The sequence below is a fragment of the Thiohalophilus sp. genome (genome assembly GCF_046483665.1).
In the GTDB taxonomy this organism is placed as follows: domain Bacteria; phylum Pseudomonadota; class Gammaproteobacteria; order UBA6429; family Thiohalophilaceae; genus Thiohalophilus.
This window is the reverse complement of record NZ_JAWOCR010000039.1, coordinates 76,282-96,376: the sequence shown is the minus strand read 5'-3', so window position 1 is coordinate 96,376 and position 20,095 is coordinate 76,282. Positions and strand designations below refer to the sequence as shown.

The 20,095-nt window shown below is 57.9% G+C and carries 22 protein-coding genes; 11 read left to right on the top strand and 11 right to left on the bottom strand.

The window, feature by feature from the left end; translation table 11 throughout:
- From trmB to R6U90_RS08575, 3 genes are all read left to right on the top strand, one after another.
- Positions 1-689: tRNA (guanosine(46)-N7)-methyltransferase TrmB (gene trmB / locus R6U90_RS08585; RefSeq protein ID WP_410352265.1), on the top strand; the 689-nt coding region annotated here is incomplete at its 5' end.
- A gap of 214 nt (positions 690-903) precedes the next feature.
- Positions 904-1,215, top strand: coding sequence for a GIY-YIG nuclease family protein (locus R6U90_RS08580; RefSeq protein WP_410352264.1), 312 nt, complete (start codon positions 904-906; stop codon positions 1,213-1,215).
- Positions 1,216-1,295: 80 nt separating this feature from the next.
- Positions 1,296-2,042: a DUF4197 domain-containing protein gene (locus tag R6U90_RS08575; protein ID WP_410352263.1), complete on the top strand. Its 747-nt coding sequence runs from the start codon at positions 1,296-1,298 to the stop codon at positions 2,040-2,042.
- Positions 2,043-2,095: 53 nt separating this feature from the next.
- On the opposite strand, the gene R6U90_RS08570 is transcribed toward R6U90_RS08575, so the two are convergent.
- The 10 genes from R6U90_RS08570 to R6U90_RS08525 all read right to left on the bottom strand — a co-directional run bounded on the left by R6U90_RS08570 (position 2,096) and on the right by R6U90_RS08525 (position 9,282).
- Positions 2,096-2,983, bottom strand: coding sequence for an ROK family protein (locus tag R6U90_RS08570; protein ID WP_410352262.1), 888 nt, complete (start codon positions 2,981-2,983; stop codon positions 2,096-2,098).
- Positions 2,984-2,986: 3 nt separating this feature from the next.
- Positions 2,987-3,346: a cupin domain-containing protein gene (locus tag R6U90_RS08565; RefSeq protein WP_410352261.1), complete on the bottom strand. Its 360-nt coding sequence runs from the start codon at positions 3,344-3,346 to the stop codon at positions 2,987-2,989.
- Positions 3,346-3,606, bottom strand: a complete 261-nt coding sequence (locus tag R6U90_RS08560; protein WP_410352260.1) for a transcriptional antiterminator, Rof — start codon at positions 3,604-3,606, stop codon at positions 3,346-3,348. Before R6U90_RS08560 ends, R6U90_RS08565 begins: the two co-directional genes overlap by 1 nt.
- The gene (locus R6U90_RS08555) at positions 3,599-3,787 is read right to left on the bottom strand and encodes a CPXCG motif-containing cysteine-rich protein (RefSeq protein ID WP_410352259.1); all 189 of its coding nucleotides are present in this window, start codon (positions 3,785-3,787) and stop codon (positions 3,599-3,601) included. The genes R6U90_RS08560 and R6U90_RS08555 overlap by 8 nt, the downstream gene beginning before the upstream one ends.
- Entirely contained in the window at positions 3,777-4,934 is a 1,158-nt protein-coding gene (gene hemW, locus R6U90_RS08550) for a radical SAM family heme chaperone HemW (RefSeq protein ID WP_410352258.1), read from the bottom strand. Before hemW ends, R6U90_RS08555 begins: the two co-directional genes overlap by 11 nt.
- Positions 4,935-5,078: 144 nt before the next feature.
- On the bottom strand, positions 5,079-5,708 hold the full coding sequence (locus tag R6U90_RS08545) for an OmpW/AlkL family protein (RefSeq protein WP_410352257.1): 630 nt from the start codon (positions 5,706-5,708) through the stop codon (positions 5,079-5,081).
- Positions 5,709-6,043: 335 nt separating this feature from the next.
- Positions 6,044-6,646, bottom strand: a complete 603-nt coding sequence (locus R6U90_RS08540; protein ID WP_410352256.1) for an XTP/dITP diphosphatase — start codon at positions 6,644-6,646, stop codon at positions 6,044-6,046.
- Positions 6,647-6,648: 2 nt separating this feature from the next.
- Entirely contained in the window at positions 6,649-7,365 is a 717-nt protein-coding gene (gene rph / locus R6U90_RS08535; protein ID WP_410352255.1) for a ribonuclease PH, read from the bottom strand.
- Between the two features lie 156 nt (positions 7,366-7,521).
- On the bottom strand, positions 7,522-8,379 hold the full coding sequence (locus R6U90_RS08530) for a PP2C family protein-serine/threonine phosphatase (protein WP_410352254.1): 858 nt from the start codon (positions 8,377-8,379) through the stop codon (positions 7,522-7,524).
- Between the two features lie 3 nt (positions 8,380-8,382).
- Entirely contained in the window at positions 8,383-9,282 is a 900-nt protein-coding gene (locus R6U90_RS08525) for a serine/threonine protein kinase (protein WP_410352253.1), read from the bottom strand.
- 133 nt (positions 9,283-9,415) lie between these two features.
- On the opposite strand from R6U90_RS08525, the gene R6U90_RS08520 reads away from it, so the two are divergent.
- The 5 genes from R6U90_RS08520 to R6U90_RS08500 all read left to right on the top strand — a co-directional run bounded on the left by R6U90_RS08520 (position 9,416) and on the right by R6U90_RS08500 (position 14,414).
- Positions 9,416-10,279 (top strand): YicC/YloC family endoribonuclease, encoded by an 864-nt coding sequence (locus R6U90_RS08520; protein ID WP_410352252.1) that lies wholly within the window; start codon positions 9,416-9,418, stop codon positions 10,277-10,279.
- A 19-nt stretch (positions 10,280-10,298) separates the two neighbouring features.
- On the top strand, positions 10,299-10,943 hold the full coding sequence (gene gmk, locus R6U90_RS08515; protein ID WP_410352251.1) for a guanylate kinase: 645 nt from the start codon (positions 10,299-10,301) through the stop codon (positions 10,941-10,943).
- Between the two features lie 224 nt (positions 10,944-11,167).
- Entirely contained in the window at positions 11,168-11,614 is a 447-nt protein-coding gene (gene rpoZ / locus R6U90_RS08510) for a DNA-directed RNA polymerase subunit omega (RefSeq protein ID WP_410352250.1), read from the top strand.
- On the top strand, positions 11,614-13,773 hold the full coding sequence (gene spoT / locus R6U90_RS08505) for a bifunctional GTP diphosphokinase/guanosine-3',5'-bis pyrophosphate 3'-pyrophosphohydrolase (protein ID WP_410352266.1): 2,160 nt from the start codon (positions 11,614-11,616) through the stop codon (positions 13,771-13,773). The genes rpoZ and spoT overlap by 1 nt, the downstream gene beginning before the upstream one ends.
- A 257-nt stretch (positions 13,774-14,030) precedes the next feature.
- On the top strand, positions 14,031-14,414 hold the full coding sequence (locus R6U90_RS08500; RefSeq protein WP_410352249.1) for a RidA family protein: 384 nt from the start codon (positions 14,031-14,033) through the stop codon (positions 14,412-14,414).
- Between the two features lie 9 nt (positions 14,415-14,423).
- Here the strand turns inward: R6U90_RS08500 and R6U90_RS08495 are convergent, their stop codons facing one another.
- Positions 14,424-16,082 carry a diguanylate cyclase domain-containing protein gene (locus tag R6U90_RS08495; protein WP_410352248.1) on the bottom strand — a complete coding sequence of 553 codons (1,659 nt, stop codon included), beginning with the start codon at positions 16,080-16,082 and terminating at the stop codon, positions 14,424-14,426.
- 157 nt (positions 16,083-16,239) lie between these two features.
- Between R6U90_RS08495 and recG the strand changes: the two genes are divergently transcribed.
- The 3 genes from recG to ubiA all read left to right on the top strand — a co-directional run bounded on the left by recG (position 16,240) and on the right by ubiA (position 19,897).
- A complete protein-coding gene (recG, locus tag R6U90_RS08490) occupies positions 16,240-18,336 on the top strand; it encodes an ATP-dependent DNA helicase RecG (protein WP_410352247.1) in 2,097 nt (698 codons plus the stop codon).
- A gap of 15 nt (positions 18,337-18,351) precedes the next feature.
- Positions 18,352-18,912, top strand: a complete 561-nt coding sequence (locus R6U90_RS08485; protein ID WP_410352246.1) for a chorismate--pyruvate lyase family protein — start codon at positions 18,352-18,354, stop codon at positions 18,910-18,912.
- A 91-nt stretch (positions 18,913-19,003) separates the two neighbouring features.
- Complete coding sequence (ubiA, locus tag R6U90_RS08480) at positions 19,004-19,897, top strand: 4-hydroxybenzoate octaprenyltransferase (protein ID WP_410352245.1); 894 nt, start codon at positions 19,004-19,006, stop codon at positions 19,895-19,897.
- Positions 19,898-20,095: the final 198 nt, after the last annotated feature.

The window sequence follows — 20,095 nt, the reverse complement described above, 5'->3', positions numbered from 1 at the left end:
CTGAAGAAAAACCGTTTTACCGCCGTATCCGCAGTTTCGTGCGCCGCGAGGGTCGTTTAACCAAAGGCCAGCATCGGGCGCTGGAGGAGCTCTGGCCCCGCTTCGGGGTCGACTTCACGCCGCAGTTACTGGATCTGGATGCGCTGTTCGGCCGAACCGCGCCGCGCATCCTGGAGATTGGCTTCGGCAACGGCGGCGCGCTGGCGCAACTGGCGCAGCAACATCCACAGAACGATTACTTCGGTATCGAGGTCCATCGCCCCGGCGTCGGCAATCTGTTGCTGCATATCGAGCAGGATCAGCTGAGCAATGTCCGGGTCAGCCAGCACGACGCGGTGGAGGTGCTGGAGCAGCAGATCCCTGACCACAGCCTGGACGCGCTGTATTTGTTTTTCCCCGATCCCTGGCACAAGAAAAAACACCACAAGCGTCGTATCGTCCAGCCCGCGTTCGTGGAAATGGTGCAGGCCAGACTGAAAAGCGGCGGCGTGTTTCACATGGCCACCGACTGGGAAGACTACGCCGAACACATGCTGGAAGTGATGCAGCAGGCTCCCGGTTTTGAAAACACCGCCGGCGCCGGGTGCTTTGCCGAACGTCCCGAATACCGGCCCCTGACCAAGTTCGAACAGCGCGGCCAGAAGTTGGGTCACGGCGTGTGGGATCTGATTTTCGAGAAGTTGGATTAGCGGGAATACCGGGTATTGATTGGAAGATTGCTTCGTCACGTTGTTCCTCGCAATGACGGTAGTCGTTGAAGTTCTAAATAAAGAGGAGTCATTGCGAGCGCAGGAATCGCATGATATCTGTAAGAACAGGAGAAATGACAGTCATTGCGAGCGAAGCGAAGCAATCTCTTGATGATCACGTAAATTCAGCTAGATAGATAATCGGAGATATGCCATGGACCGGCAATATTATGTCTACATTCTTACGAATAGAAAAAATACGGTACTCTATACCGGTGTAACCAACAATCTGCTGCGCAGGGTGTACGAGCACAAGGAAAAACTACAGCCAGGATTCACCCGAAAATACAACGTAGATAAACTCGTGTATTACGAAATGTTCATTGATCCGGAAAACGCTATATTACGAGAAAAGCAGATAAAAGCAGGTTCCAGGCAGAGAAAGCTGGATTTGATTCTCGGGTTCAATCCAGACTGGAGTGATTTGTACTATGATTTGCAGAATCACAATGTAATCGAAGATTAAAAATAAGGGCCTGAACCTAACCGTAGTGTCATTGCGAGCGAAGCGAAGCAATCTTCTGGAAGCCAGAAAGAATATAAAAAATGAATAGACAAAGATATGATTTAAGCACAGCGAAAGCACTCGTCTTCGTGATCTTCAGCAGCGGATTGCTGATTTCCTGTAATAGTGACTTACTCAAACAGGGCGAAGATATGCTGAATCAATACCGCCCGCTGACCGAAGACGAGATCACCGCCGGCCTGAAAGAGGCGCTGAAGGTCGGAACTGAACGAGCCGTCGACCAGGTTGGGCACCAGGGCGGTTATTACCAGGACCGGGCGATTCATATTCCCCTGCCGGCCAAACTGCAGCCGGTGCAGGACGCGCTGGTCAAAATCGGCCAGGGCCATTACCTGGCCGAACTGGAACAGGGCATGAACCGCGCCGCCGAAGTCGCGGCCCCGAAAGCCCGGGCATTGTTTGTCGACGCCATTCGGCAAATGAGCTGGCAGGACGTCAAACAGATCTACGACGGCCCGGAGGATGCGGCCACACGCTATTTCCAGAAAACCATGACACCGGAACTCAAACGCACGATGCGCCCGGTGATCGACGACAGTCTGGCACAGGTGGGCGTGGTACAAACCTATGACAGGGTCATGGACCGCTACCGCGCCATCCCGTTCACGCCAGAATTGAACTTTGATTTAAACGATTACGTCATCCAGCACGGTATCGACGGCATGTTCTATTACCTGGCCAAAGAAGAAGCCGCCATTCGCCAGGATCCGGCCAAGCGGACCACCGAGATCCTGCAGCGCGTCTTTGGCCCTGCGGACCGGGGCTAGATACTAGCGGCCAGCATCTAGAAACCAGTTACTGGCTTTGGTCCCGTTACGGGTTAAAGCCATGCCGCACCCCTGACGCCACTGGAGTCGCCATGCTTCGGCGGCACCAGTTTGGTGTCGACCCGATCGGAGAAGACGTAGGTGGTCCAGAGTTTGGGGACGTTGTCGTACAGGCGCTGAATGTTGGACATGCCGCCGCCCAGCACGATGACCTGCGGATCCAGGATATTGATTACCGAGGCCAGGCTCTTGGCCAGGCGTTGTTCGTAACGTTCCAGTGAGGCTTCGGCCAGGGTGTTGCCCTGTGCGGCCAGTTGCGCGATTTCGGGCGCCGGTAGATGGCCGCCGCCGCTGAGCTGGTGATCGCGGCTGAAGCCGGGGCCGGAGAGCCAGGTTTCGATGCAGCCTTTTTTGCCGCAGTAACAGTCCCGTCCCGGGTATTCGTCGGGCCGGGGCCAGGGCAGGGGATTATGGCCCCATTCGCCGGTGATGGCGTTGAGACCGACGATCGAGTTGCCGCGTACGTACACGCCGCCGCCGGTTCCGGTGCCGATGATCACGCCAAACACGACATCGGCCCCCTGTGCCGCGCCGTCGGTCGCTTCGGAGACGACAAAACAATTGGCGTCGTTTTCTATTTTGATTTCACGGCCGAGTTGCTGCTGCAGATCTTCGAGCAGGGGCTGGCCGATCAGCCAGGTGGAGTTGGCATTCTTGACCCGGCCGCTGGCCGGCGAGATGGCGCCGGGAATACCGATACCTACCGTGGCTGGTTTGTCGAGTTCGCGTTCCAGTTGGCTAACGAGATCGCCGATCGCCTGCACCGTGGCGTCATAGTCATTACGCGGGGTATCGAGGCGCTGGCGCTGTTGTTCACGGCCCTGCTCGTCGAGCAGGATGCCCTCGATCTTGGTACCGCCCATGTCGATGCCGATACGCATGACTTACTCCAGCAGTTCGGTGTCGTCGTGGGCGTAGGGCGGGGAGCAGCTGCAGAGGATGTGCAGGGGATCCTCGCCGATGTTTTTGATGCAATGCGCGGTGCCGGGCGCGATGGCGACGGTGTCGCCGACGTTCACTTCGAACTCCTGCTCGCCCAGAGTCATCCAGCCTCGGCCGCGGGTGATGTGATAGAGCTCTTCGCTCTTGCCATGGCGATGCAGTTGAGTGATCTCGCCGGGCGAAACGATGGCTTCGGCCAGGCTCTGGTTGCGGTTGCCATGAACGTCGGGGTGCATCAGCTCGCGGATTTGCGAGCCATCCTTGGTGGTGTAGGTGTCGATGTCGCGGTCGCGGGTATGCATCAGGCTTCATCCGGGTTGCAGCGCAGGATTCGATCCAGGCGAATGTGGAGGGACTCTCCGCCGCTGACCGGTCTGGCGATCAGAAACTCCTGCCCGCTGCGGGATTGTAAATCGAGCGGTTGCAGCAGGCCGATGTATTCCTGGCCCTGTGCATCGCGCCAGGCGAGTTGCAGCCGTTGCCCGTGCAGGATCCACAGTTCATAGCGGCTGTAGTCCGCACAGGAGATGGCCTGGTAGCGGTCGTCGTTATCGTCACTCATTGTCCTGTCGGGTGATGACCTCGGCCAGTTCACCGTTGATATCCACCATAACGCTAAAGCGGATCGGTCGGCAACAGACATAACAGTCTTCAATGTACTCCTGATCGCCGGCGGAATAGTCCACCACGGTGGTGAATACTTCGCCACAGTAGGGACATGCGATGCTGATTTCATCCAGCATCGGGTAAAAACCGGGCAATCAGATCGTTGAGATATTGTTGTCCACGCATACTGCTTTTTATATGGTCGCTTCTCTGTTCGATCAAGCCACCGGCGACGGCCTGTTGCAACGGCGCCTGCAACACGTCGCGGGAGAGGCCGGTATGGTGCTCGAACAGGGCCAGCTCAAAACCCTCATTCAGACGCAGCGCGTTGAGCATGAACTCGAACAGCACCTCCGTTTCATCCGGGACCTGTTCGCTCTGAACAAAGTTTTCGCCCTGCAGATAATCCCGCGGATGGCGCTGTTTGCTACGGCGCATGATCCGCCCGGCGGGGGCATCGCTCAGCTTGTCATGGGCGCCGGCACCGATCCCCAGGTAGTCACCGAACTCCCAGTAGTTGCGGTTATGCCGGCACTGGCGGTCGGGCCGGGCATAGGCCGAGACTTCATACTGGGCATAACCGTGCTCCCCCAGTACGGCCTGACAGCGGGATTGCATCTCCCAGGCCAGATCGTCATCCGGAAGCGCTGGCGGATGGTGATGGAACCAGGTGTTGGGCTCGATCGTGAGCTGGTAATGGGACAGATGGGTTGGCTCCAGGGCAATGGCATTGTGCAGATCAGCCAGGGCCTGATCGAGGGTTTGCCCGGGCAGGGCAAACATCAGATCCAGATTGAAATTATCAAACCCCGCCGCGTGGGCGGCCTCGGCGGCGGCAAAGGCCTGCTGGCGATCGTGAATGCGGCCCAGTTTTTGTAACTGATCCCCGTCGAAGCTCTGGATGCCGATGGAGAGCCGGTTGATCCCCGCCGCACGAAACTCGGCGAACCTGGCCGCCTCGGACGAGCCGGGATTGGCCTCCAGGGTAAGCTCGCAATCGGCGGCCAGGGCCAGCCGGGCGCGCAGTTGCGAGAGCAGGTATTCCAGCGACTCGGGCGAAAACAGGCTGGGCGTGCCGCCGCCCATAAAAATCGAGATGATCCGGCGCCCCCAGATCAGCGGCAGGTCCTGATCCAGATCCCGCAGCAGGGCATCGATATAGGCCCGCTCCGGCAACGCGTCGCTCAGGGCATGGGAATTGAAATCACAATAGGGGCATTTGCGCGTACACCAGGGGAAGTGGATGTACAGCGACAGCGGGGGCAGGGTTGTAAAACGGAGCATGCGGCTATTGTAAGCCAAACCCGCCGGGAAGGGACGAGGTACGAGGAAATAAAAACACCGGAACTTCAGGTCGTTCAACCTGAAGCTCCGGTAGTAGGGGGGGGTGGGCTTGTGACTCGTCCCTCGTCACTCGGCCCTGTATTTTTAGAACGTGGTGCCTACGCCCAGGCCGACGACCCAGGGATTGATCTCCACATCAACACTGCCGCTGCCGACGAAAGTTGCGGTTGTCTCGATGTTCATGTAACGCAGATCGGCATTGAAGAACCAATCCTCATTGATGTCGACATCCACACCAACCTGGGCGGCCAGGCCCCATGAATCATCCAGGCTCGTAGGGAGCCCCCCGGCGATATCTTTTTCACTGAAGAAGGTGGTGTAGTTGATACCGGCACCGACATAGGGTCGCACGTCATTTTTTGGAGTGAAATGATATTGTACGCCTACGGTGGGTGGCAGGTGCTTGGTTTCAGCGGACTTAACGCCATTGACGGTGATGTCGTGGGTGAACGGCGTGGCGCCAAGGATGTCCAGACCAAGGTTATCGGTGAACATCCAGGTTACGTTGATGAACGGCTGGGTGTCGTCCTCTACACCGACCGCATCGGCAGGCAAACTGAGCGATGCTGAAGCGTCGCTGCCATCATTGGGGCTGACGTTGGCCAGACCGAAACGCAGCAGCAGGTCGCCTTCTTCGATGGCGGTGGCGGGCTGGCTGGCCAGGCCCAGGGCTACGGCGGCGGCCAGGGTAGAGAATAAAGTCGTGTGTTTCATAGTGTGTGCCTCATCTCGTCATGAAATTTGTTGTTGACGCCGACTGTGGCAGAACTGGGGATAAGAATATTGATCTGGATCAGGTTGTGTCAGTAATGTGACAGAGAAGCCGGGCTTTGTTGATCTGGATCAAAATTCTTGAGTGCTGAGTGCTGAGTGCTGAGTGCTGAGTGCTGAGTGCTGAGGAAGATGCCCGATACCGCTTTGCTATATCGGGCCTACTAATAATGTGGCCAGTCGGTAGGCCGGACATAGCGCAGCGGTGTCCGGCAATCGGGATGCCCGATAATGCTGTGGGCCTACACATAATATGGCCCGTCACTGGCGGCTGGAAACTAGCCCCTGTTGCCGTGCGACAGCGCGGTAACCAGCTGACGCAGCGCCTGGCCGCGGTGGCTGAGCCGGTTCTTGGTTTCGGCGGGCAGCTGGGCGGCGGTGCAGTGCTGGTCCGGGACATAAAACACCGGATCGTAACCGAAGCCGTTGTCACCCTGCGGTTCACGGGTGATCAGGCCTTCCCAGGTACCCTGGCAGATCAGGGGGGTGGGATCGTTGGCGTGGCGCAGGTAGACCAGCAGGCATTGAAAGCGGGCGGCGCGCTCTGGCTCGGGAACGTCTTTCAGATCGGCCAGCAGTTTTAGCAGGTTCTGTTCGTCACTGGCGCCGGGCCCGGCATAACGGGCCGAGTAGATGCCGGGCGCGCCATCCAGGGCGTCAACTTCCAGGCCGGAATCGTCGGCGATGGCCGGCAGGCCGGCGTGTTGCGCGGCGTTGCGAGCTTTGAGAATCGCGTTTTCGACAAAGGTCAGGCCGGTCTCGTCCACTTCGCCGGCGTTGAACTGGGACTGGGGCAGCACCTGCATGTCGATCCCGGCCAGCATCTGATCGATTTCCCGCACCTTGCCCGGGTTGTTACTGGCCAGCACGATGCGCTGCATGCTCAGGCCCCCAGGGCTTCGCGCTGTTTGTCGATCAGCTGGTCGATGGCCTGCTTGCCGAGATCCAGCATGGCTTGCAACTCCTGCGGCGAGAACGGCTCACCTTCGGCCGTGCCCTGTATCTCGATGAACTTGCCCTCGTCGGTCATCACCAGGTTCATGTCGGTTTCGCAGTTGGCGTCCTCGGCGTAATCGAGATCCATCACCGGGGTACCGTTGTAGACGCCGACCGAGATGGAGGCGACATGGTTGATGAGGGGATCTTTTTTGATCTGTCTGGTTTCCAGCATGTGGCTGATGGCATCGGCCAGCGCCACGTAACCGCCGGTGATCGAGGCGGTGCGGGTGCCGCCGTCGGCCTGGATGACATCGCAGTCGACGGTAATGGAAAACTCACCCAGCGCCTTGAGGTCCACTGCGGCGCGCAGGGAACGACCGATCAGTCGCTGGATTTCAACCGTGCGCCCGCCCTGCTTGCCTCGTGCCGCTTCACGGCCCATGCGACTGCCGGTGGATCGCGGCAGCATGCCGTATTCGGCGGTGATCCAGCCCTGGCCCTGGCCGCGCAAAAAGCCCGGGACCCGATCCTCGACACTGGCGGTGCAGATCACCTTCGTGTCGCCAAACTCGATCAGCACTGAACCCTCGGCATGCTTGGTGTAATGACGGGTGATCTTGATATCGCGTAACTGATCGGGGTTTCGGCCACTGGGTCGCATAATTTTTGAATCTCGTCGCTTGAATGAGGCGGCAGTATAGCGCGTCTGGCTCCGGCCGTTAACGCCTGAAAATATTCACCACCAAGACACCAAGGCACAAAGAAAAGATATTTAATTTGGAAAACTTTGTGTCTTTGTGTCTTGGTGGTGAGCTGTTTATTTCATTTCGTCTTCGTAGGTTTTGATGGCGCGTTCGATCTCTTCGATGGCGTCGTCAAGGTTGTTGATGTTGCGCTGCTGCCGGGTTTGCTGACGGGGTTTTTTGTGCAGTTGTTGCAGGGAGATTACGCGCGCGGCGACGGCGCTGGTGTTGTCGCTGTGGGGGTAGCTGGACTGTTCGGCCCGTTCGGCCAGTTGATCGACCGTGTCGCGCAGGCTGCCGGATTCAAGGCTGGAGCCGATCAGGGCATCGTCCAGCGGTTCCCAGAAGCCGTCCGAACATAACAGCAGCACGTCGCCTTCCTGGATCGGGACGCTGTTACTGATCGAGACCTGCGGCTCGCCGGGATTGAGTCCGATGCACTGGGTGACGAAGTTGCGCATCGGATGGCCGTGCCGCTTGGCCAGCGAGATGCGACCTTCCTGATAGAGCTGTTCCACATAGGAATGGTCCCGGGTGCGGTAGATCGGCAGGCCGTCCCGGAACAAATAAAAGCGGCTGTCGCCGACATGCGCCCACCATGCCTTGCCTTCCTGAACCAGGCACAACACCGCGGTGGTGCCGGGTGCCAGCGGCGGGTCCTGTTCCTGGCCCTTTAACAGCACGGCGCGATGGGCCCGGCGTAGCAGTTCACGCAAAAAGCGCGGCGGATCCTCGGCGGGCAGGGGGTGCATTTCCAGTTCGGTCTCGATGGTGTCCACCAGTGCCTGGGCGGCCAGATCCCCGCCGGGGCGGCCGCCCAGGCCGTCGCCCAGTACCAGCAGGGCCCCCTGTTCACTGATAAAGGCGCCAAGTCGATCCTGGTTGACCTCGCGGTTGCCAAGGCGGCTGGTACGACCAATCTCCACCTGCACGATTCAGCCTCCCCCTTCCACCACAGTGTCGGGCTCGCCGCGTTCCAGCAGAGTCTGTAATTCATCCACTGACTGGGGACGCAGCATCGGGTCAACCTCCATGGCACGATCCACGGCGGTGAGCAGGCGTTGTGAATAACCCTTTTTAAAGGCATAGACGGCCGGGCGCAGGTTATCCCGTTCGCGGCGCTTGGTGGCGGACATGGGCGGCTGGCCGCTCATGCAGGTGCGCAAGGTAGCGCCGATGGCATAGATATCGGTCCAGGGTCCCACATAACCACCAGGGTCCAGCTGTTCGATGGGGGAGTAGCCGGGCGTGACCACCTGGTTGGGCTGGAACTGGCGAGTGTGCATCATCTCGTGCACGGCGCCGAAATCGAGCAACAGCGGCCGGCCGCCCGGGCGCAGGTGAATATTGCCGGGCTTGATGTCCAGATGCAGCAGGCCCCTGCTGTGAATATGCTGCAGGCCGTTAAGCAGGCCGTTGAACACGGTGAGGATGAAGGCCTCGCTCATCTTGCCCTTGTGTTTGAGGATATAGCCCTGCAGGTTCACCCCTTCCTCGAACTCCATCACCATGTAGACCGTGCCGTGCTGGCGAAAAAAATTGATCACGTTGACGATATTGGGGTGCTTGATGGTCGACAGGGTCCCTGCTTCCTGAAAGAACAGACGCCGGCCGTGGGCGAAGCGTTCGACAAAATGATCCTGCGAGGCCACCACATCCAGCTGCTCGTCGCGTACCGCCAGCTTGCTGGGCATATATTCCTTGATCACCACCTTGTGGCCGCTATCATCGGTAGCCAGATAGACGATACTGAAGCCGCCACCGCCGATCACGCGCTGGATGGTGTACCCGTCAAGTCGGGTGCCATTGGGAAGTTCGTGGGTGATTTTGGCCATAGCGTTTTGTTGCCCTTATCAGCCCGGCAAGGTTACCACACTCCTGGTCCGGATGGATGGTCAACCCCGGTAGCTTGCTGTACGCTACAAGTATCGGCATCTACCACCAATTCATAAAATAAAGATAACGCACATGGTCTACAGCATGACCGCCTTTGCCCGCCAGCGCTGGTCGGGTGAACCGGGCGAATTCAGTATTGAGATACGTTCCGTCAATCATCGTTATCTTGATTTGAACCTGCGGCTGCCCGAGGATATGCGTGCCTTTGAACCACTGATTCGCGAGCAGGTGAGCGCACGAGTGGCGCGTGGCAAGCTGGATATCAGCCTGCGGTTTCAGCCCGCGGTGGCGGCCCAGGAACTGGATGTGGATCTGGCGCTGGTCGAAAAGCTGGCCAAAACCAGCCACGCGATAGATAAGTATATTTATAATCCGGCGCCGGTCAGTTCGCTGGAACTTATGCGCTGGCCGGGCGTGATGCGCAGCGGGCCGGCCGATGAGGCGCAATTGCGTAAAGCCCTCGGCGAGTTGCTTGATAACGCGCTGGAGGATCTGCAGGCCATGCGCCGGCGCGAGGGAGAAAAACTGCGCGAGGTTCTGTTGCAGCGTTGCGAGGGCATCGAGACGATCGTGGCCGAGCTACAATCGACGCTGCCCGGAATTCACCAGGCATGGCGCGACAAGCTACGCGCCCGCCTGGCGGAATTGCGCCACGAAGTCGATGAAGATCGGCTGGAACAGGAACTGGTATTGCTGGCGCAAAAGGCTGACGTGGACGAGGAGCTGGATCGCCTGCGCATGCATCTGGGGGAAATCCGCCAGGTGCTGGCGGGCGATGAGCCCGTGGGACGCCGGCTCGATTTTCTGATGCAGGAGTTACATCGCGAAGCCAATACGCTGGGTGCCAAGTCGGTCGACAAGCAGATGACCCGGGCCTCGGTCGATTTAAAAGTGCTGATCGAACAGATGCGCGAACAGGTCCAGAACATCGAATAACAGATACGGATAACAACCAATGGCACTGACAGACAAAGAGTCCACCCTGGGCACCCTGTATGTGATCGCCGCTCCCTCCGGGGCTGGCAAGACCTCGCTGGTGGCGGCCCTGGTAGAGAGCACGCCCGATATCGACGTCTCCGTTTCGCACACTACCCGGCCCATGCGTCCCGGAGAGCAGGACGGTATCCATTACCACTTTACCGATGTGCCGACCTTCGAGCGAATGATCAACGAGGGCCGCTTTCTCGAACATGCCAGGGTGTTCGATAACTATTACGGCACGGCCATGGCTAATATTGAACAGGAACTGGAAGCCGGGCGTGACGTGATCCTGGAGATCGACTGGCAGGGCGCGGCACAGGTGCGCAAGCAGGTTCCCGATTGCGTCAGTATTTTCATCCTGCCGCCCTCCCGCGAGGCGCTGGAAGAGCGGCTACGTGGCCGCGGTCAGGACCCTGATGAGGTCATCGCCCGGCGTATGCGCGACGCGGTCAACGAAATGTCCCACTACGCCGAATTCGACTATCTGGTCATCAACGATGATTTCGAAACCGCCCTCGCCGATCTGCAAAACATCGTCCTGGCCCGGCGCCTGCGCTTCGCTGCCCAGTCCCGACGCCACGCGGACAGCCTCAAGCAACTGCTTGAGGCTGGTAACTAGGTCCTGGGGGCTAGGTTCTAGGTTTTTGCCGGGGGCTGATTTTCTATCACCCCATCCTCGTGGCTCCTGGCCCCTGACCCCTGGCCCCTAGCCCCTAGCCCCTAGCCCCTAGCCCCTGATTTTATGTCTGGCACCACCGTCCCCGGATGTCTATAATAATCGGTCCCTGACCGAATTGTCGGTCGCGCCAGCAGGGGCGCGACCCGAAATCTCCGGAGTAAATAATGGCACGAGTTACTGTAGAAGATTGTCTGGAAAACCTCGAAAACCGCTTCGAGCTGGTACTGGTCTCCGCCCGCCGGGCGCGCCAGATTGCCAATGGCCGTGAGACGATGGTGGAGCCGGGAAACGACAAGCCGACGGTGGTCGCCCTGCGCGAGATTTCCGAAGGTCTGGTCGATGCCTCCATTTTGAACGAGGTGCCGGAAGTGGTGGACCACTTCGCCGAGCTCAGCGATGAGCAGGCCGCCGCCGAACTGGAAGCGGCCGCTGATCTGGAAGCCGGCAGCACCCCGCCTGATCAACCCGAAGCCAGTGATGAGGAAGAAGTGGACGTGGCCGCCGCGATCAAGGCGGCACTGGGTGCCGAGCTGGGAAGTGACAGCGAGGATAATACCGCCGGTCAGGCCTCCGGCGAAGCCGCTCCTGATTCAGAAAAGGACAGCGAGTAATCGCTCGCCCGATTTCAGAGCTTCCAGATGCCCGGCACGAGACGTTTCGCATCAGACACCTGTGTGAGACGCTCGATGAATATCTTGAGCCCGAACAGGTCGCCGAAGTCTACCAGGCCTACCTGTTCGGGGCAGAGGCGCATGACGGCCAGCACCGCCTGAGCGGCGAACCCTATATCACCCACCCGATCGCCGTGGCCCGCATCCTCGCGGAGCTGCATGTAGATCACCTCAGCATCATGGCGGCCATATTGCATGATGTGATCGAAGACACCGAGATTCCCAAAGAACGCGTCGAAAAACGTTTCGGTAAAGACGTGGCCGAACTGGTTGACGGGGTCTCCAAGCTGACCCACATCCACTTCGAGAACAAGGCCGAGGCGCAGGCGGAAAACTTCCGCAAGATGATGCTGGCTATGACTCGTGATATCCGGGTCATTCTGATCAAGCTGGCCGACCGGCTGCACAACATGCGCACCCTGGGCGTGATGCGCCCGGACAAGCGCCGGCGCATTGCCCGCGAAACACTGGACATTTACGCACCCATTGCCAACCGCCTGGGCATGAACAACGTGCGCCTGGAACTGGAAGATCTCGGTTTTTCCGCCATGTATCCCTGGCGCAGCCGGATTCTTGACGAAGGCCTGCGCAAGGCGAGAGGCAATCGCAAAGAGATCGTCACCAAGATAGAAGAAACCATCAAAACCCGACTGGAGCAGGAAGCGTTGAACGGCCAGGTGATCGGTCGCGAAAAACATCTGTACAGTATTTATAAAAAGATGCGCGAAAAGCATCTGGCTTTCAGCGAAGTGATGGATGTCTATGCGTTTCGCATTATTGTCGACAGCGTTGATGCCTGTTACCGGGTACTGGGCGTGATACATAATCTCTATACACCGGTCCCCGGTCGTTTCAAGGATTACATCGCCATTCCCAAGGCCAATGGTTATCAGTCCCTGCACACCGTCTTGATGAGCCCTTACGGAGTGGCCATTGAAGTACAGATTCGTACCGGGGATATGCACAAGGTTTCCGAAGCCGGGATTGCCGCTCACTGGCTGTACAAGACCAACGAAAACATCAGCAACAATGCCCAGATGCGGGCCCGTCAATGGCTGCACGAGCTGCTGGAGATGCAGCAGAACGCCGGTAACTCCATCGAGTTCCTCGAACACGTCAAGATCGATCTGTTTCCCGACGAGGTTTATGTGCTGACCCCGCATGGCGAGATCAAGGTCCTGCCGCGCGGGGCAACCGCCGTAGACTTTGCTTATGCCGTGCACACCGATGTGGGCAATCAGTGCGTGGCGGCCAAGATCGATCGACGTCTGATGCCACTGCGCACTGTGTTGCTCAATGGACAGACCGTCGAGATCGTCACCTCGAAAGGTGCTCAGCCCAACCCGGCGTGGCTGGACTTTGTCACTACTGCCAAGGCCCGTTCCAACATTCGCGCGTTTTTGAAAAACCTGCATAAGGAAGAGGCAACCATTCTCGGTATGCGATTGCTCAACAAAAGCCTCGCTGCGCACGGTTCGGGACTCGACAATATGGCCGAAGAGCAGGTTCAACAAGTACTCAATGAGTTTAATTTCGAGAACATGGAGCAGATGTTCAGTGAGATAGGTTTCGGTAATCAGATGGCCATGGTTATTGCCCGCGCCCTGATGTCCGGCGAAAGCGAGGCCGCCGGAGAGAGCGACAAAACCGCGGCCCGGCCATTGGCGATCAAGGGTACTGAGGGCACGGTAGTGACCTACGCCAAATGTTGCCGGCCTATCCCGGGTGACCCGATTCTGGGCTTTGTTACCTCGGGTCGCGGTATTGTCATTCATACCGAGGATTGCAAAAATGTCGCCGAGTATCGCAACCGGCCCGAGAAATGGATCGACGTCAAATGGGAACAGGATATTGAAGGTGAGTTCCCCATCGATATTCGGATGCTGGTCCATAATCAACGTGGTGTCCTGGCAACCATCGCCGCGACGCTCTCGGAAATGGAAGCCAACATCGAAAACGTCAGCATTGAAGAGCGCGATGGCCTGCATTCGACCCTGAGTTTTACCGTCTCGGTGAAACACCGCCAGCACCTGGCGCGTGTTATGCGGCGTCTTCGGTCGCTGGATATGGTTTCCCGTATTCATCGTTTGAAACGGTGAATGCGGAGTTGGCAGTATTCAATTTTCTGCAAACTGCATACTGATGACTGTCAACTTTTCAGGTTGTGCAGCGATAGAATAATAAGCTCTCGCCAAGACGCAGAGGCGCAAAGAGTTCAAAGATAAGCATGATTCTCTAACAAGTCGGTTGACGTTAATTTCAGGTAGCCAGATTCATATGACGTGGCGGGCTTTGCGTCTTTGCGAGAGACAATTTTTTTGTGTAATAAGTATAGGTTTAATCACAGGAGTTAAGTATGACTCGCCAAATCATCCATACCGATAACGCCCCGGCCGCCATTGGCCCCTATTCCCAGGCGGTGAAGGTCGATAACACCGTCTATCTGTCCGGCCAGATACCGCTGATTCCCGAGAGCATGGAACTGGTGACCGGTGATATCAACGGTCAGATCCGCCGGGTGTTCGACAACCTGAGCGCGGTATGCCAGGCCGCTGGTGGCAGTCTGAACGATATTGCCAAACTGAATATCTTTTTGACCGACCTGAGTCACTTCCCGACGGTCAACGAGATTATGAGCGAATACTTCGACGAGCCCTGGCCTGCCCGCGCCGCGATTGGTGTGGCTTCTCTGCCCAAAGGAGCCGAGGTGGAGATGGATGCTATTATGGTAGTCGAGTAACTAACCCCGTTATTTCAGATTCGGGTGGTAAACATAATAGCGGTTCTTGCCGGTTTGCTTGGCCTGGTACATGGCGAGATCGGCATGACGCGTCAGTGAGTCCATATCAGTACCGTCTTTGGGGAAACAGCTGATACCGATGCTAACGCCAATATCGATCGCATTGTCCTTTAGCTTCAGCGGTTGGTTGATTATGGCGATGATTTTTTCTGCGATAACGATGGCATCGTTGGGAGTGTCGATATTCACGGCGATCAGCGTGAACTCATCACCTCCGATCCGGGCAATCGTATCTTCTTCACGGACCACACTTCTCAGACGTGCCGCCATCTCTTGCAGAAGTATGTCGCCGGACTCGTGACCGAAAGTGTCGTTGATCTCTTTAAAGCCATCAATATCTGCATATAAAAGTGCCAGTTCATGCTGATGGCGACGCGCGCTGGACAATTCCTGTTTGAAACGGGTGGTAAACCGGAAGCGGTTGGGCAGGCCTGTCAAGGTGTCGAAATTGGCCAGTTGTTCCAGTTTCTCGTTGGCTCTCTGCAGTTCCCAGGTACGTTGTTCGACGCGTTTCTCGAGTTCTGCCTGTGTTGCGCGTAGGTCCGCTTCATATTCTTTTTGTCGGGTAATGTCGCGTATAGTTCCGATAAAGATTTTTGAGTCATCGAGTCGACACTCGGTCAGGGCGACTTCAATCGGGAAGACAGAACCATTCTTGCGTTTGCCCAGCAGTTCGCGGCCCTTGCCCATTACCGTGGTTTTACCGGTTGAAGTATAGTTCTTCATGTACTTGTCATGCGATTTACTATGTTCCTCTGGCATGATGATGCTGATGTTTTCACCGAGTGCTTCCTGCTGTGAGTAACCGAACATTTGCTGTGCCCGGGTGTTGAAGTCCTGGATAATGCCGCGCTCATCCGTGGTGATGACAGCATCGAACACCCCTTGCAGAATAAGCCGCTCACGCTTTTCCTGCAGTTTCAGTTTGCCCGTGAAGTTCGACAACTCGCGAACGAAGTGACTGGTTTTTACGAAAACATACGCCGCGATCAGAGTGATCAGCAGTATTATAATCATACCCAGCGGAATCAGGATATTTAAACTGGATTCAAACGCGCTGGCAGCATCCGATAAAGTAGACTGATATTTTGACTGTTCCCGGGCAATCATCCTGTCCAGGCGTTCGAGAAGTATCTCGATATTGGGGAGCATGTTTTGCATCATTATCTGCCGGGCCGGCTTGAGTTTCTCCTGCCGCAGTAATTCGATGATTTGATAAGTGTATTGGGCCGTATTGTCTGCAGCAGCAATGACTCGTTCCAATCGCTGTGCTTCGTGCCCGGATAGCTCAAGTTGTTCCAGGTTTTTGCGTGCCTTGATAAAGATTGAACCCTGCTTGAGTACTCTTTGCAGAAATTGATCGCGTTGGAACGGATCCTCGGAAGACACCTTGGCAAACAGCGCCAGCGCTCGTTCCCTGGCGGCAGTGCGCATGGTATAGGCATAATTCAGCTTGAGATTCTGGGCGTGGACGGCCCGGGTCATGTTGGTACCGTAATTGATCAGGTAATAGAGGCTAATCCCGGTCAGGCTGAAGGTGAGAAGAATGACCAGGGCAAAGCTGGCCAAAAGCAGGGATTGGGGCGAGAGAGGGCGCTGACTTTTCATGGTTCCGGGTATACTACTCAGGTTCCCAGAGTTATCGGCAATGGCCGGCGGATATTTAGAGATGCCGGGCTGATGGCACGAACAAGTGACATTTCAGATAGAATGACTCGGATATATAGCAATTTCAGACCAGACAGGGAAGGTTCGGGCAGACTTCATGGCCAGTAGCACTCACGCTGTTTCAGCAACCCCCCTGACCCGTCTCAAAGGGATCGGCGACAAGATGGCCGAGCGCTTTGCTCGCCTGGGCATTGAGTCGGTGGAGCAGTTATTGTTTCACCTGCCGTTGCGTTACGAGGACCGGACCCGGATTACCCCGCTGGGGGCATTACGTGCCGGCGTGCATGCGGTGATTCAGGGGGAAGTGCAGCTCAGCGAGATCAAGTTTGCCCGTCGGCGCATGTTGTTGACGCGGCTGAGCGATCGCACCGGATTTATCACCCTGCGCTTTTTCCATTTCAATGCCCGTCAACAGGAAAGCCTGTCTCGAGGTAACTGGTTACGGGCCTACGGCGAGGTTCGCCGGGGCAGTGCCGGACTGGAGATGGTGCATCCCGAATTCAGTATGATCGAACCGGCGTCGGCCCCCGAGGTTGAGCCGAGTCTGACACCGATCTATCCGGCCACCGAGGGACTGCATCAGCTGACCCTGCGCAATGCCATGCATCAGGCGCTGGCGTTGTTGCGTTCGGACCGCTTGCAATTGCCCGAACTGTTACCGGCCGAACTGCTAAATGGTGAAAGCCTGCCGGGGCTCAAACAGGCGCTTTTGTATGTCCATCAGCCGCCGGTGGAAGCGGACCTGGATGAGCTGCTGGAAGCGCAACACCCGGCCATGCAACGGTTGATCATCGAGGATTTGCTGGCACATGTGCTGAGTTTGCGTCAGTTGCGCCAGCGCAGCCAGACCCATCAGGCGCGAATCCTGTGCGTACATAATGAGCCGGGAGAACGATTCCTGGCGGCGTTGCCGTTTGAGCTGACCGGCGCGCAGCAACGGGTGGTGAACGAGATAGATCGGGATTTGCAGCAGGGGGTACCGATGCAGCGCCTGGTACAGGGCGATGTCGGTTCGGGCAAGACGGTGGTCGCGGCGCTGGCGGCGCTGGCGGCGGTACAGACCGGCGCCCAGGCGGCGATTATGGCACCCACCGAGATCCTGGCCGAACAACATTATCGCAACTTCGATCAGTGGCTGGCGCCGCTGGGGATTAACGTGACCTGGTTGTCGGGCAAGGCGAAGCAGGGTGAGCGACGCGCGGCGCTGGAGAAGCTGAGCTCGGGCCAGGCGGCTATCGCCGTGGGAACTCATGCCCTGTTCCAGGAGGAGGTGATGTTCGATGATCTGGCGCTGGTGATCATCGACGAGCAGCACCGCTTCGGCGTGCATCAGCGCCTGGCGTTGCGTGAGAAAGGGCGCCGGAACGATGTTCTGCCGCATCAGCTGATCATGACCGCGACACCGATTCCCCGTACTCTGAGCATGGCAGTATACGCCGATCTCGATTGTTCGGTGATCGACGAGTTGCCGCCGGGGCGCACACCGGTGGAGACCGTCGTGATTCCCGATACCCGACGTGACGAAGTGGTGGCACGGGTTCACCAGGCCTGCCGTGCGGGCAGCCAGGTCTACTGGGTCTGCACGTTGATCGAGGAGTCAGAAGCATTGCAATGCCAGGCGGCGGAGGAGACGGCGCAGGTGCTGGCGGAGGCCTTGCCCGATGTGCGTATCGGTCTGGTACACGGGCGGCTCAAGCCGGCCGACAAGGAAGCGGTCATGACCCGTTTCAAGGCCGGCGAGCTGGATTTACTGGTGGCGACTACCGTGATCGAAGTCGGGGTGGATGTGCCCAACGCCGGGCTGATGATCATCGAAAACGCAGAACGGCTCGGCCTGGCCCAGTTACATCAGTTGCGCGGGCGGGTCGGGCGAGGTAGCCGGGCGAGTGCCTGTGTTCTCATGTATCATGGCTCGCTTTCAACCAATGCGCGTGAACGACTGGCGGTGATGCGCCGCAGTAACGACGGGTTTGAAATCGCGCGCAAGGACATGGAACTGCGCGGTCCCGGCGAAGTGCTGGGTACGCGCCAGACCGGGATGCTGCAATTGAAAATCGCCGACCTGCAACGTGATGAAGCGCTGATGCCCACCGTGATCCAGCTGAGCGATCAGCTGCTCAGGGATCGTCCCGAAGCCGTCACGCCGCTGATTCAACGCTGGGTGGGCCAGGCCGTGCGTTATGGCAGTGTCTGAGGTGGGGATGGGTCGATGAGACGTTGCCTGCACACGTTTTGTGAACCGGTCTGGCGTCGGCGCGAACAGCTGTTACCCGGTACTCTGCCCCCGATACAGGCCTGGTTATTCGACAAGGGCTCGCTGACCCGGCGTTTGCAACAGGCCTGTGGTAGTACTTTCCGGGTCGAGGTGGTGGAGCAGTGCTGGCAGCGTCCCCGGCTCAATGAACGTCGCCGTCTGGCCATGCCGGCATGGCAGGTCGCGCTGGTGCGCCAGGTCTATCTGTATTGTGGCGACCAACCCTGCGTGTTTGCCCGTACCATTATACCCCGGGCCACGCTGGCCGGTGCCCAAAGGCATCTGGCTGTGCTGGGTACCCGCCCGCTGGGCGCGGTATTGTTTGCCGACCCGCGCATGCATCGCGAACCGATGGAGTTCACCCGCCTGCAGCCCGGTGAACGGTTGTTTGAGACGGCCGTGCAACGGCTCGATGCCCCGCCGTCAGAAATCTGGGGGCGCCGTTCGCTGTTTTACCTGGCGGCCAGGCCACTGCTGGTGAACGAAATTTTTCTGCCCGCAATTGAAAAACTGTGAACTTCGTCTTTGACAGATTCTGATTCCGTATACCTCTGGATTATTGTTACAATTCGGCATCCACCTTGGCCCGGCACACGACAGAGGTTGAATGAATTCGCAGCGACCGGTGATAAACCGCGAACAGATTCTCGACCGCCTGTATCAGTATTTTCTACTGACCCGCCTGCACCGACCGATTGGTATTTTCCTGCTGTTATGGCCCACCCTGTGGGCGCTCTGGATAGCGGCCGAGGGATTCCCGCGGCTGGAAGTGTTCGTGGTGTTTGTGCTGGGCGTGATCCTGATGCGCTCGGCCGGTTGCGTGATTAACGATTATGCCGATCGCGAGTTCGACCCGCATGTGGCGCGCACCCGCGAACGGCCCCTCGCCAGTGGCAAGGTGCAGCCGCGCGAGGCCCTGGGACTGTTCGTGGTGCTCTGCCTGGCGGCTTTTTTGCTGGTGCTGACCATGAATCGGCTAACGATTTATCTGGCCTTCGTCGGGGTGGCGCTGGCGGCTCTGTATCCGTTCATGAAGCGGTATACCCATCTGCCGCAGGTGGTGCTGGGTATGGCCTTCGGCTGGGCGATTCCCATGGCCTTCGCCGCCCAGACCGGCGAGGTGCCGAAAGTGGCCTGGCTACTGTTTGTGATCAACGTGGTCTGGTCGGTGGCCTACGACACCATGTATGCCATGGCTGACCGTGAGGACGATCTGAAAGTCGGGGTCAAATCCACCGCCATCCTGTTCGGCGACGCGGATCGGATGATCGTCGGTTTGCTGCAGGGGCTGGTCTTGCTGGGGCTGCTGCTGCTGGGCGGCCAGCTGGCATTGGGAACACCTTATTATACAGGCCTGCTCGTGGCGCTGGGTTTTGTCCTGTACCAGCAGTACCTGATCCGGGAGCGGGAACCGGCAGCCTGTTTCCGCGCCTTTTTGAATAACAGCTGGCTGGGCGGGGCCGTATTTACCGGGTTGCTGGTGGCCTATGCCTGGAGCTGAATTCCGGGCTTAACAGGAAGGAATCCTGCCCGGACTGTAAATTGCACTACAATACTATATACTACAATAAGTTAGGCCGGATTTCTCCAGCTGGACATGAAGAGCCGGTCATAACTTCGATGCCAGAAACATCGGGTAATTACTGAAGGGATTCCGGGTTTCCCACTAAACAAGGGGGTGTTCCCTGTTCGGATGGCT

Coding starts and splice junctions, on each gene's coding strand:
- R6U90_RS08580 (WP_410352264.1), top strand. CDS start 904: ATGGACCGGCAATATTATGTCTACATTCTTACGAATAGAAAAAATACG.
- R6U90_RS08575 (WP_410352263.1), top strand. CDS start 1,296: ATGAATAGACAAAGATATGATTTAAGCACAGCGAAAGCACTCGTCTTC.
- R6U90_RS08570 (WP_410352262.1), bottom strand. CDS start 2,983: ATGCGTATCGGCATCGACATGGGCGGTACCAAGATCGAGGGCATCCTG.
- R6U90_RS08565 (WP_410352261.1), bottom strand. CDS start 3,346: ATGCATACCCGCGACCGCGACATCGACACCTACACCACCAAGGATGGC.
- R6U90_RS08560 (WP_410352260.1), bottom strand. CDS start 3,606: ATGAGTGACGATAACGACGACCGCTACCAGGCCATCTCCTGTGCGGAC.
- R6U90_RS08555 (WP_410352259.1), bottom strand. CDS start 3,787: ATGCTGGATGAAATCAGCATCGCATGTCCCTACTGTGGCGAAGTATTC.
- hemW (WP_410352258.1), bottom strand. CDS start 4,934: ATGCTCCGTTTTACAACCCTGCCCCCGCTGTCGCTGTACATCCACTTC.
- R6U90_RS08545 (WP_410352257.1), bottom strand. CDS start 5,708: ATGAAACACACGACTTTATTCTCTACCCTGGCCGCCGCCGTAGCCCTG.
- R6U90_RS08540 (WP_410352256.1), bottom strand. CDS start 6,646: ATGCAGCGCATCGTGCTGGCCAGTAACAACCCGGGCAAGGTGCGGGAA.
- rph (WP_410352255.1), bottom strand. CDS start 7,365: ATGCGACCCAGTGGCCGAAACCCCGATCAGTTACGCGATATCAAGATC.
- R6U90_RS08525 (WP_410352253.1), bottom strand. CDS start 9,282: ATGGCCAAAATCACCCACGAACTTCCCAATGGCACCCGACTTGACGGG.
- R6U90_RS08520 (WP_410352252.1), top strand. CDS start 9,416: ATGGTCTACAGCATGACCGCCTTTGCCCGCCAGCGCTGGTCGGGTGAA.
- gmk (WP_410352251.1), top strand. CDS start 10,299: ATGGCACTGACAGACAAAGAGTCCACCCTGGGCACCCTGTATGTGATC.
- rpoZ (WP_410352250.1), top strand. CDS start 11,168: ATGGCACGAGTTACTGTAGAAGATTGTCTGGAAAACCTCGAAAACCGC.
- R6U90_RS08500 (WP_410352249.1), top strand. CDS start 14,031: ATGACTCGCCAAATCATCCATACCGATAACGCCCCGGCCGCCATTGGC.
- R6U90_RS08495 (WP_410352248.1), bottom strand. CDS start 16,082: ATGAAAAGTCAGCGCCCTCTCTCGCCCCAATCCCTGCTTTTGGCCAGC.
- recG (WP_410352247.1), top strand. CDS start 16,240: ATGGCCAGTAGCACTCACGCTGTTTCAGCAACCCCCCTGACCCGTCTC.
- R6U90_RS08485 (WP_410352246.1), top strand. CDS start 18,352: ATGAGACGTTGCCTGCACACGTTTTGTGAACCGGTCTGGCGTCGGCGC.
- ubiA (WP_410352245.1), top strand. CDS start 19,004: ATGAATTCGCAGCGACCGGTGATAAACCGCGAACAGATTCTCGACCGC.